Genomic DNA, 11663 nt, shown 5'->3' with positions numbered 1-11663 from the left:
TCCTGCCGGAGCCTGGTTTGCATGAGCCGTAACAAGGAAAGATACGAATGATAGGCCGATTGAGCGGAACCCTGGTGGAAAAGAACCCCCCCGAAGTGATGGTGGATTGCAACGGCGTGGGCTACGAGGTGCAGGTGCCCATGAGCACCTTCTACAACCTGCCTGCCGTGGGCGAGAAAGTGGTGCTGCTGACCCAGTTCATCGTGCGCGAGGATGCGCAGCTGCTCTACGGCTTTGGCACGGCGCAGGAACGCCAGACTTTCCGCGAGCTGATCAAGATATCGGGCGTGGGCCCGCGCACGGCGCTGTCCATCCTGAGCGGCCTGGGGGTGAACGACCTCGCGCAGGCCGTGTCGCTGCAGGAGGCCGGGCGCCTGGTGAAGGTGCCGGGCATCGGCAAGAAGACCGCCGAGCGCCTGCTGCTGGAGCTCAAGGGCAAGCTGGGCGCAGACATCGGCGCCAAGGCGGTGGCGGTGAACGACGCGCAGGCTGATATCCTGCAGGCGCTGATCGCGCTGGGCTACAGTGACAAGGATGCGGCAGCCGCGCTCAAGGTATTGCCCGCCGACATCGGGGTGGCAGAGGGTATCAAGCAGGCGCTCAAGGCCCTGGCAAAATGACCGGAACAGTGATTTTGCGGGCGGTCTGCATCGTTGCAGCGCTTGCCAATAGGTGGGCTATTGGCTGCACGCTGCGCCGCTAGGCGCGCCCCTCGCATCCCATCCCTCGCCGGGCGCTGGCAAAATCACTGTCGCGGCGCGAGGAGATCGTAAACACGTTCCGAAGCGGCGCGCGAGCCTGCGGGTTCGGCACAGATTTCCATTGATATGGCAACAACGAGAGGTAGCAAGACCATGAACAATTCCAAGCACGCAATGCGCGGCCTGGCGTGGGCCTGCGGCATTGCCGCGGCGATGGCCGTCGCGGGGTGCGGTGGCGGCTCCAGCAGCGACGACAATGGTGGCAATCCGACAACACCCACCAGCCCCACTGCCTTTGTGCTGGATTCGATCGTGCTGCCGGGCTCCAAGGCCCAGGCCCAGGCCGAAACCCAGGCACAGCCCCTGGGTGTGACGCTGCGCAGCACGCGCATCGCGCTGCCGCAGCTCGACACCACCAAGTCCGAGCAGGCGGGGCTGGGCCAGCCTGCCATGCAGATCGGCGTGCCGCGCGCGGTGGCGCAGACCACGTCGGTCGCCAAGACCCAGGCGGCGCTGCAATGGCAGCCGTTGCCGGACGGGCGCACCGCTGCCGCCGTGCATATCGCGTCCGAAGGCGCATATGGACTGCGCATGGGCGTGCTGGTCGACAGCCTGCCCGATGCCGCGCAACTGCGCATCTACAGCGACGAGCACCCCGATGCGGTGGTGCAGGTGAGCGGCGCCTCCGTCAATGCGCTGCTGGCGCAGAACCGCAAGGCAGGCGAGGGTGGCCAGGCTGCAAGCACCTGGTGGACCCCCGATGTGGGCGCAGGCAATGCCACGCTGGAAGTCGTGCTGCCTGCGGGCACGGGTGCCGAGGCGGTGCGCATTGCGATCCCTTCGGTCTCGCACATCTACCAGAACCTGTCCCTGCCAACCGAGGCAGAGATGGCCGACGTGGAGAAGAAGGCCGGCGCCTGCAATCTGGATGCCAGCTGCACCAGCAATTACCAGCTGGAGCGCAACGCCGTGGCGCGCATGGTCTACGTCGCTGCCGACGGCATTTCGTATGTGTGCACCGGTACGCTGGTCAACAACACCAAGAAGGATTTCACCCCGTATTTCCTGACGGCAAACCACTGCATCTCGACGCAGACTGCGGCATCGACGCTGCAGACCAACTGGTTCTACCGTTCGAGCAGCTGCAACTCGGGCATTCCGGGCACCTTTGCCAGCCGCAATGGCGGGGCCACCTTGCTGTATGCCACGGCCAGCACGGATTCGTCCTTCCTCAAGCTCAATGACACGCCACCTGCAGGCGTGACGCTGGCAGGCTGGGATGCGCGCAACACCGCCACGGAAGGCACCGCCATCTACGGCTTGCACCACCCGGACGGCGATCTGCTGAAGTACAGCGTGGGCGCCATCAATGGCTACACGAACTGCGTCTCGGCCGGAGGCACCAGCGTCTCGTGCCCCGCAGGCGATGCACAGAGCAATTTCTACTCCGTGCGCTGGAGCCAGGGCGTGACCGAAGGCGGCAGCAGCGGATCGGGCCTGTTCAGCAATGGCCGGGTCATCGGCACCCTGTATGGCGGCTCCAGTGCGTGCAACGCGCTCAATGGCACGGACAACTATGGCCGCTTCGACAAGGTCTTCAACAGCAAGATCTGGAGCTGGCTGGCAGGCTGAGTGCCGCCGTCAATCACAAGGTATCAATGTCAAAAGGACCTGTTTACAGGTCCTTTTTTCTTTTCGTATCCAGATTTACTTTTCTATTGGTGTGAGTGTTTGCTATTTATTTGAGGTGGGTCTAGATTGCCATCTATGGGAAAATTGTTCACGATAGGGGAGGGCGTTGCGCTAGTACTGTGACGAGCACTGAGGAGGAGGCCATGATGTCCTTTTGTGCAGTGTTTTTAAGGTTGCGTCGCGGCGCGTTGCTGGCGGCATTGTGTTGGCTGGGTATGGCGGCATCGTCGGCCCAGGCCGGTGTGCAGGTGGATGCGCTCCGCATGGAGCCGCAGGAGGGTGCTGGCGTGCTCGGCGTGCTCAGGCATGCAGCCGTTTTGGCGGCGAGCCGGGTGGCCCAGGTCGAAATGCCGCCTTGGGATGCAGCCAAGGCAGAGTTGCTGCAAACGGATGGCGCACGGCAGATTGGTGTAGGGCGACCACTTGCCAGCTTGCAGACGCCAGACCAGACGCGCAATTTGCTGGCATGGAACCGTTTGCCCAATGGGGGCCGGGCGGCGGCTCTGCAATGGGCGCCAGATGGCGCTTATGGCTTGCGGCTGGGGGTCGTGTTTACTGCGTTGCCCGAGGCGGCGGTGTTTCGCATGTATGCCTCGCCGCAGGCCGCCGCCAGCTATGAAGTAACCGGAGCAGCCCTGCTGGAGCGCCTGCCGCTCGACCCTGCCACCGGTGTGCGTACGTGGTGGACGCCGGATCTGGGCCCGACGCCGGTACTGGAGATCCTGCTGCCCGCGACGGTAAACGACGCGCAGCTGGCACTCGCTGTTCCGTGGGTGTCGCAAGTGGTGGTGCCTCCTGCGCCGCTGGCGCAAGCGCAGGCAGATCCCGCCAAGCGGCTCTCCAACAGTTGCCAGCAGGATGTGAACTGCCAGGCTGCCTTGCTGGACCAGCGGGACGCGGTGATCCGCATGGTGTTTGTGAACGGCACCAACACCTATCAGTGCACTGGCACCCTGGTCAACAACCCCCAGCAGGACCAAACGCCTTATGTGCTGACAGCCGCACACTGTGCGAGGGATCAGGCGACAGCCTCCACGCTGCAGACCATGTGGTTCTACTACTCGCAGACCTGCAACAGCGAGAGCCTGGCTGACAGCCATACCGAGCGTTATGGCGGCGCGCGCTGGCTGGCGACCAGCTTTGCCAATGACATGACGCTGCTGCGGCTCAACGATGCCCCGCCGCCCGGGGCCTTGTTTGCAGGTTGGGATGCGTCTGCCGTTCCCCTGGGCGCGGCGGCGGCAGGGCTCCACCATCCGCACGGCGATCTGCTGATGATTACCAAGGGGCGGATTCAGGAGTTGGCGTCCTGCTACATCGACTACACCGTTGCGCGCCCGCCGCTCAGCTGCGCCCCGCAGGCGGTGAGCGATGGCGGGTTCTACCGCCTGGCCGTGGACAGCGGCGGCATAGAAGGGGGAAGCAGTGGATCGGCGCTGTTCGTCGATGGCCGCGTGGTGGGCACCCTCACGGGAGGCGAGAACTGGTGTCCCGCCAAGGGGGTGGTGTACGGGCGCCTGGACCAGGCCGTTGCCGGCAGCTTCTCGCCATGGCTGGGCACCCTTACCGCGCTGGACAGCAGCATGGCGGCGCCGGTCTACCGCTTCCATATTCCGAGGTCCGGCGCGGATTTCTACACGATCTCCGCCCAGGAGCGCGATGCGGTGATGGCCCAGTTGCCGGACGCGCTCCACTACACGGGGATTGCGTTCTACGCATCTGTCCAGCAGCGTCCCCGGATGCTGCCGGTGTACCGCTATTTCAACCCCGAGGTGGTGGCCCATTTCTACACCACCAGCGAGGCCGAGCGCCAGTTTGTGCAGCAGTACCATCCAGGCTGGTATGACGAGGGCATTGTCTGGTGGGTCCCCGCGCAAGGCGGCGATGGCGCGGTGCCGGTCTACCGCTCCTACCAGTACAGCACCGGCGCCCACCACTATGCGGCCGACCTTGCACAGCGCGATGCCTGGCTGGGCAATCCGGATCTTTTGTACGACGGACTGGCTTATTATGTGTGGGCTGCGCCGTGACCGGATCGCGGCGCATGCTGCTGACCCATGACCATCCACACCGATTCTTTCGACACCTCTTTCACCAAACCGCCTGACAGCCGGGTGATCTCTGCGAGCCCGACCTCATCACAGGAAGAAGCGCTGGAGCGCGCGTTGCGCCCCAAGCTGCTGGACGAGTACGTAGGCCAGGCCAAGGCGCGCGAGCAGCTGGAGATCTTCATCGGTGCAGCCAAGAAGCGCAGCGAGGCGCTGGACCATGTGCTGCTGTTTGGTCCGCCCGGTCTGGGAAAGACCACCCTGTCGCACATCATTGCGGCAGAACTTGGCGTCAATCTGCGCCAGACTAGCGGCCCCGTGTTGGAAAAGCCCAAGGATCTCGCGGCGCTGCTCACCAACCTGGAGCGCAACGATGTGCTCTTCATCGACGAGATTCACCGCCTCTCTCCGGTGGTGGAGGAAATTCTCTACCCCGCGCTGGAGGATTACCAGATCGACATCATGATCGGCGAAGGCCCGGCGGCCCGCTCGATCAAGCTCGATCTGCAGCCTTTCACCCTGGTGGGCGCCACCACGCGCGCCGGCATGCTCACCAATCCGCTGCGCGACCGCTTTGGCATCGTGGCCCGGCTGGAGTTCTACACGACGGCCGAGCTGACAAAGATCGTGATGCGCAGCGCAGGCCTGCTGAACACGCCGATTGACGATGAAGGCGGGCAGGAAATTGCGCGGCGCTCGCGCGGCACGCCGCGCATTGCCAACCGGCTGCTGCGCCGGGTGCGCGATTATGCCGATGTCAAAGGCAATGGGCGCATCACACAGGACATGGCCAACCGTGCGCTTGCCATGCTGGATGTGGACCCGCTGGGTTTCGACATCATGGACCGCAAGCTGCTGGAGGCGGTGGTTCACCGCTTCGACGGAGGGCCCGTGGGGCTGGACAATATCGCGGCCAGCATTGGCGAGGAGCCCGGCACGATCGAGGATGTCATTGAGCCTTACCTGATCCAGCAAGGCTTTCTGCAGCGCACGCCGCGTGGCCGCATCGCCACGCAGGCCGCCTACCGCCACCTGGGTTTGGCTGGGGGAGATGCGCCAGGGCAGGGCGGTCAGGGCTCGCTGGTATAGGCGCCGGGCGGCGCCCTGCGCAGGGGGCGGGCGTTGCCGCGCTGCCCGCAGCCTGTTTTCAGAGGCCGCTGCCCCGCTTGCCGGTCTTGGGGCTGGGCACGCTGCTGCCCATGTTGCTGCACAGGTAATCCCAGCATTGCTGCACCACCGGGCGGCGGTTGCCATGGGCGCTGCGCGTCATCAGGCAGATGCGGCGCGACAGCAGGGGCGCTTTCAGTGGCATGGTGACCAGGTCGTTGTCGACGTGGCACTGGGTGTAGAGCCGCGAAATGAGGCCGATGCGCAGGCCGCTGCGCACCAGGGCGTACAGCGATTCGGTGTAGGTCAGGGTTTCGGTGTGGCTGATGCCCACGCCCTGCTGCTCCAGCACCGACACGATCATTTCATAGGTGCTGCCGCGCGAGAGGATGACGAGCGGCTCGTCGTTCAGGTCCGTCCAGCGCAGCTCGGGCATCTTGGCCAGGCGGTGGCTGGCAGGCATCACGGCCATCACTTCGTCTTCGGTGACGAACTGGGTATCCACGGTCGAGGGCACGGTGAACTCCAGGCCCAGGCCGATGTCCGAGCCCCCGTTGGCCACCGACTGCAGCAAATCCTCGTTGCGCAGATCCTGCAACTGCAGGTCAACCATCGGATTTTCCTTTTGCCAGAGTGCCAGCCATGGGGCGAGCAGATGGATGGCCGACGGAATGCAGCTGACGCGTACCGTGTCGGCCTGGTACTTGAGCAACTGCTGCAGATCCTGCACGCCCTGCACGAAGTTGTTGATCATCCACTCCACCTGCGGGCGCACGGCCTCGCCTGCGGGTGTCATCCGCACATGGTGGGTGCTGCGGTCGAACAAGGGTGTTCCCAGCAGGTTCTCCAGCTCCCGGATCGCCGATGACAACGCGGGCTGGCTCATGGAGAGCGCCTGCGCAGCTCGGCTGAAGCTGCGGTGATTGGCCACCTCCTTGAAGCAGCTCAACTGGCGCAGCGAGGGCGTTGGTGCAGATTTACGAGGCGGTTCAGCGTCGGTCATAAATGCCAGATCGGTTCAGTACGACAAGCAGGCATGCTGCGGCATGGTGGCACTGGAGGCCTCCCGGTGCAAGCAGCATGTTTTTGTCAAAAGTAATCGAGTGTTATTCCTGCGTTCAATTGCAAATATACATCGATTTTCATATCGCCATTGGAGATAAATTGCGGTATTTCCGTCGGAATCTCTTCTTGAATCGCAAATGATGCTGATGCGCGCAAAAGCAATGGTTGGGCGCACCCCTCATTGAAAATTGTTAATACTTGCTTCGCCGCCATCAGCGTGTGTAAAAGGGCTCACCCTGACCGCGTCATCCGGCTGCATCACCCGGCCAGTTCATCCAGGCCGGTCTGCTGCAGGTGGCTGGTGTCTCCCCAGCCCACCAGGGCCAGGCCGCTGTCGGGGGTCCAGAGCAGGCGGTTGATGCTGGTGTTGGCCAGCTCCCAGGTGCGGGGAGCCTGCAGGCCCTGGCGCGTGGACAGGCGGTACAGGGTGTCGAGCACCCCGCCATGGGCCACGAGGGCAATCTGCTGGCCCATGTGCTGCCGGGCCAGGGCGTCGACGGCATGGGCCACGCGTGCCTGCAGATCCTGCAGGGATTCCCCACTGGGCGGTGCAAAGGCCGGATCGCGTTTGCGCCAGCGCAGTGCAGCTTCGGGGTCGGAGACTTCGATGTCGGCAAAGCGCTGGCCTTCATAGCTGCCAAAGCAGCGTTCGCGCAGGCGTGTGTCGATGGTCAGCAGGGCGCCGTTGGTGTCCGCCAGGGCCTGCGCCGTGGCGAGCGCCCGCTGCAGATCGCTGCTGTAGATGTGGTGCAGCGGCTCGTCGGCCAGGGCGGCCGCCATCTGCAGGGCCTGCCTGCGGCCCGTGTCGTTGAGTGCGATGTCGGTGTGGCCCTGGATGCGGGCGCCGAGGTTCCAGTCGGTTTCGCCGTGGCGAATTGCAATGATCCGGGTGGCGTTCATATCGTCAGGGTTTCACTGCCGTTGGTGCGGCGTTGCCTGCAGGGGGTGCTCCCACGGTGGCGGTCACCTTGCGCACGCCAGGGGGCGGCTTGGGAAAGCCGTTGAGTGCGGAATCGAACAGGATGCGGTAGATCACCTTGTCGTCCACCCACACGTCTTCGTAGCGGGCCGAGGTTTCGTACACCACCTGCTGCGTCTGGAAATCGCGCAAGGTCAGCTGCACGGCGCGGTAGTGCAGCGAGGGGCCGGTGTCGCGCCACATCATGCCGCCGCGCCAGCCAAACCCGGCGCCCCAGCCAAAGCCGCCGTAGGGGCCATAGGGTGCATAGGGGCTGCCGGGCAGCAGCCAGCTGTCAGGAATGTAGCGCGCTTCGGCAGCAATCTGGGCCACCAGGGTGCCCTGGGCATCATCGCGCTGCAGGCCCACGCCTGCGAGCGAGGTTTGCGCCTGCTGCACCACGTTGTCAAAGGCGGCGCCCTGCGCCTGCTGCGATGGCAGCAGCTGGAGGCGGTAGGTGGGGGGCTGGGGCAACCCGGCCAGTGTGGAATAGCTCTGCACTTCGCTTTCCACGTTGCGCACGCTGGCGCAGCCGGTCAGCCACAGGGCCGAGAGCAGCAATGTGCAGGCAAGCACGCTGCGATGCAGGGTGCCGCTGCGGCCTCCTGGTAGGGACAAGTTCATATCGCCTCCTTCAAAACGCGAATGCGCCGGGCCCGGAGGGCGCAGCGCATGCGAAAGGACTGGTACAGGGCGCAGCATCTGTCCGTCCGGGGTGACCGTGGATGCTGCAAGGCCATGGTGTGTCAGCCCAGCTGGATCACCTGCACGCCGCCGGGCAGGCTGGGGGTTGCGGGCAACTCGTCATGGTCAAACGCCTTGTCGCCGTTTTCATCGGCCACGCCCGTGGGCTTGGCGTTCTGGAAGTCGTACAGCTTGGTGTCGGCCAGATGGGTGGGGATGACGTGCTGCAGCGCGCGGAACATGTTGTTCACGCGGCCGGGGTGCTTTTTGTCCCATTCGCGCAGCATGTCGCCGATCATCTGGCGCTGCAGGTTTTCCTGGCTGCCGCACAGGTTGCAGGGGATGATCGGGAAATCGCGGTACTGCGCCCAGCGCTCGGTGTCCTTCTCGGGCACATAGGCGAGCGGGCGGATCACCACGTGCTTGCCGTCGTCGCTCACGAGCTTGGGGGGCATGGCCTTCATGATGCCGCCGTGGAACATGTTGAGCATCAAGGTCTGCACGATATCGTCGCGGTGGTGGCCCAGGGCCACCTTGTTGCAGCCCAGCTGGTCGGCCACCTTGTACAGGATGGCGCGGCGCAGGCGCGAGCACAGGCCGCAGGTGGTCTTGCCCTCGGGCACCACGCGCTTGACGACGCTGTAGGTGTCCTGGTTCTCGATGTGGAAATCGACGCCCACGCTTTTCAGGTACTCGGGCAGCACATGCTCGGGAAATCCGGGCTGCTTCTGGTCGAGGTTGACGGCCACGATGTCGAACTTGATCGGTGCGCGGGCGCGCAGCTTCATCAGGATGTCGAGCAGGGTGTAGCTGTCCTTGCCGCCGGACATGCAGACCATCACCTTGTCGCCGTCCTCGATCATGTTGTAGTCGCCAATGGCGCGGGCCACTTCACGGCACAGGCGCTTTTCCAGCTTGTGGTTCTCGCGCTGGATCTTCAGGCGCTTTTCGTTCGAGACGGCATCGCCCGCCTGGCCTTCGGCCTGGTCGGCCTCGTCGTCAAAATTCCAGCCCTGGCTGGCGGCAGCTTGCAGTGGTGCGGTGTCAGTGGGTGCGTTCATGGGGTCACCATTGTCCGGTTTCGGTGCGGATTGCAACTTCGCAATCGTCAAAAATCTCCAGCTTGGCAATCTTGATGCGCACGCCGCGCACATTGGGCAGCAGCATCAGGCGCTGTGCCAGCTTGCCAATCAAGGTCTCCAGCAGGTTCACGTGCTCAGCCGTGCATTCGTCGATGATGATCTGGCGCACCTTGCGGTAGTCCAGCACATGCATGATGTCGTCGTCGCTGGGGGCCAGCGGCTGCTGGCCCAGGTTCAGCTCGGCATCGACCTGGATGGGCTGGGGCTCCACCTTTTCATGCGCGAGGATGCCCAGGTTGGCATCAAAGCGCAGGCCAGTCAGCGTCAGGGTTTGCAACCCGGTGTCAAATGTTGTCATAAAAGCAGACGTTGTGGCGTTGTTGCCGTCACATCATCGAAAAATCGCGGTCAAACCGCATCAGGTGCTGGCCGCCGTCCACCAGCAAGGTGGTGCCGGTGATCGACCGGTTCTCCAGCGCAAAGCGCACGGTGGCTGCCACATCGTCCGGGGTGGAGGAGCGGCCCAGCGGGCTCATGCGGTGCAGGGCCTCGAACTTGTCGTCCGTCAGGTAGTCGCTCGTCAGGGTCAGGCCCGGGGCCACGCCCACCACGCGCAGCAGCGGCGCGAGCGCTTGCGCGAGCAGGGTGCCTGCTGCCTCCAGCGCGGCCTTGCTGAGCGTGTAGCTGACAAAGTCGGGGTTCATGTTCCACAGTTTCTGGTCGAGCAGGTTCACCACCACGCCTTGCGCATCACCGCCACGCTGGGCGATGTGCTGGTGCAGCACCTGGGCCAGCACCAGCGGCGCGCCCGTGTTGCTGCGCATGTGGCGCTCCAGTGCGGCATAGCCAAAGTCTGCGGCGGTATCGTGCTCGAAGAGCGAGGCGCTGTTGACCACGGCATCGACCGGCCCGAGTTCATCCACCACCCGGGGCAGCAGCGCACGCACGGCCGATTCGTCCTCAAAATCTGCATCAAAATGGCCGCTGGTGCCCGATAGGGCTGCGCAGGCAGCTGCAGTTTCAATAGCGTCTGCCTTCGATCCCCGGTAGTGCACGGCCACCTGCCAGCCGTGGGCCGCCAGATCGAGCGCAATGGCCCGCCCCAGGCGCTTGGCAGCGCCGGTGACCAGTACGGTGCGTGGGGTCGAAGAAGGCAAAGACATGGCAGGCACTGTATGAACAGCGACAATACGGGGGTGAATACAGAACCCTCTAGTTTAACGATTGTGCTCGCCAAACGCGTGGCTGAGGCTATTGCCCAGGCTGGCGGCTGGCTGGCTTTTGATGAATTCATGCGCATGGCACTGTACGAGCCGGGCCTGGGCTACTACGCCAACACGCGCAGCAAATTCGGTGTGATGCCCGAGGAGGGCAGCGACTTTGTCACCGCGCCCGAGCTTTCGCCCGTGTTTGGCGAGCTGGTGGCCGCGCAGGTGCAGGATGCCTTTGCCCATACCCAGACGAGCGAGGTGTGGGAGTTTGGCGCAGGCACCGGTGCGCTGGCCGAGCAGATGTTGTCCGCCTTGGGCGATGCCTGCACGGGCTACACCATTGTCGATCTGTCGGGCAGCCTGCGCGCGCGCCAGCAGGAGCGGCTGGCCCGCTTCGGCGACAAGGTGCGCTGGGCCAGTGAGTTGCCTGCGCAACTGCAAGGCGTGGTGGTGGGCAACGAGGTGCTCGATGCCATGCCCGTCAAGCTGCTGCTGCGCCGCCAGGGCGTATGGCTGGAGCGGGGCGTGGTGGTGGCTGCGCAGGAGGGCGACGCCATCAGCTTCGGCTGGGCCGAGCGCCCCACCGCGCTGCGCCCGCCCGTGGAGCCCGATCTGCCCGCCGGTGCCGACTACCTCACCGAAATCCACCCCCAGGCCGAAGCCTTTGTCGCCACCCTGGGCGACCGCATGACGCGCGGCGCGGCCATCTTCATCGACTATGGCTTTGGCGAGAGCGAGTACTACCACCCGCAACGCCACATGGGCACCCTGGTCTGCCACCACCTGCACCAGGTGGACAGCGACCCACTCGCCTTGATCGGCCTCAAGGACCTCACGGCCCACGTCAACTTCACCGGCATTGCCGTGGCTGCGCAGGATGCGGGCTTTGACGTGCTGGGCTACACCAGCCAGGCGCATTTCCTCATCAACTGCGGGCTGGCCGCCAAGATGGAGAAGCTCGACGTCATCGCCCGCAGCAAGGCCGCCAAGCTGATGCTGGAGCACGAGATGGGCGAGTTCTTCAAGGCCATCATGCTGGCCAAGGGCGTGCCATTCTGGGACGCCGCAGGCTTTGTGCAGGGCGACCGGATGCACCGGCTCTGAGAACATCAACA

General features: G+C 64.4%; 12 protein-coding genes. 5 read left to right on the top strand and 7 right to left on the bottom strand.

The annotated features are described in order from the left end of the window. Positions 1 to 47 precede the first annotated feature (47 nt). From ruvA to ruvB, 4 genes are all read left to right on the top strand, one after another. Positions 48 to 620, top strand: coding sequence for a Holliday junction branch migration protein RuvA (gene ruvA / locus ACH2DG_RS07165; protein WP_377779603.1), 573 nt, complete (start codon positions 48 to 50; stop codon positions 618 to 620). Between the two features lie 234 nt (positions 621 to 854). Next, positions 855 to 2333 (top strand): trypsin-like peptidase domain-containing protein, encoded by a 1479-nt coding sequence (locus ACH2DG_RS07160; RefSeq protein WP_395025105.1) that lies wholly within the window; start codon positions 855 to 857, stop codon positions 2331 to 2333. A gap of 206 nt (positions 2334 to 2539) precedes the next feature. After that, positions 2540 to 4423: a trypsin-like peptidase domain-containing protein gene (locus ACH2DG_RS07155; RefSeq protein ID WP_395025104.1), complete on the top strand. Its 1884-nt coding sequence runs from the start codon at positions 2540 to 2542 to the stop codon at positions 4421 to 4423. Positions 4424 to 4450: 27 nt separating this feature from the next. Then, entirely contained in the window at positions 4451 to 5530 is a 1080-nt protein-coding gene (gene ruvB, locus ACH2DG_RS07150; protein ID WP_395025100.1) for a Holliday junction branch migration DNA helicase RuvB, read from the top strand. 58 nt (positions 5531 to 5588) lie between these two features. Here the strand turns inward: ruvB and ACH2DG_RS07145 are convergent, their stop codons facing one another. From ACH2DG_RS07145 to ACH2DG_RS07115, 7 genes are all read right to left on the bottom strand, one after another. After that, the gene (locus tag ACH2DG_RS07145; RefSeq protein ID WP_395025098.1) at positions 5589 to 6551 is read right to left on the bottom strand and encodes a LysR family transcriptional regulator; all 963 of its coding nucleotides are present in this window, start codon (positions 6549 to 6551) and stop codon (positions 5589 to 5591) included. Between the two features lie 86 nt (positions 6552 to 6637). Then, a complete protein-coding gene (locus tag ACH2DG_RS07140; protein ID WP_395025097.1) occupies positions 6638 to 6826 on the bottom strand; it encodes a hypothetical protein in 189 nt (62 codons plus the stop codon). 45 nt (positions 6827 to 6871) lie between these two features. After that, entirely contained in the window at positions 6872 to 7513 is a 642-nt protein-coding gene (locus ACH2DG_RS07135; protein WP_395025094.1) for a histidine phosphatase family protein, read from the bottom strand. A 4-nt stretch (positions 7514 to 7517) separates the two neighbouring features. Continuing rightward, the gene (locus ACH2DG_RS07130; protein ID WP_395025093.1) at positions 7518 to 8195 is read right to left on the bottom strand and encodes a hypothetical protein; all 678 of its coding nucleotides are present in this window, start codon (positions 8193 to 8195) and stop codon (positions 7518 to 7520) included. Positions 8196 to 8317: 122 nt separating this feature from the next. Beyond that, positions 8318 to 9316: a tRNA 2-thiocytidine(32) synthetase TtcA gene (gene ttcA, locus ACH2DG_RS07125; RefSeq protein WP_395025091.1), complete on the bottom strand. Its 999-nt coding sequence runs from the start codon at positions 9314 to 9316 to the stop codon at positions 8318 to 8320. Positions 9317 to 9320: 4 nt separating this feature from the next. Next, complete coding sequence (locus tag ACH2DG_RS07120; protein WP_184708877.1) at positions 9321 to 9695, bottom strand: dihydroneopterin aldolase; 375 nt, start codon at positions 9693 to 9695, stop codon at positions 9321 to 9323. Between the two features lie 28 nt (positions 9696 to 9723). After that, the gene (locus ACH2DG_RS07115; RefSeq protein WP_395025090.1) at positions 9724 to 10500 is read right to left on the bottom strand and encodes an SDR family oxidoreductase; all 777 of its coding nucleotides are present in this window, start codon (positions 10498 to 10500) and stop codon (positions 9724 to 9726) included. A gap of 12 nt (positions 10501 to 10512) precedes the next feature. Between ACH2DG_RS07115 and ACH2DG_RS07110 the strand changes: the two genes are divergently transcribed. Then, complete coding sequence (locus ACH2DG_RS07110) at positions 10513 to 11652, top strand: class I SAM-dependent methyltransferase (protein ID WP_395025088.1); 1140 nt, start codon at positions 10513 to 10515, stop codon at positions 11650 to 11652. Positions 11653 to 11663: the final 11 nt, after the last annotated feature.

Source organism: Comamonas odontotermitis, from assembly GCF_040396735.1.
GTDB classification, from domain to species: domain Bacteria; phylum Pseudomonadota; class Gammaproteobacteria; order Burkholderiales; family Burkholderiaceae_C; genus Comamonas; species Comamonas odontotermitis_C.
This window is presented reverse-complemented; position numbering and strand designations above follow the sequence as displayed.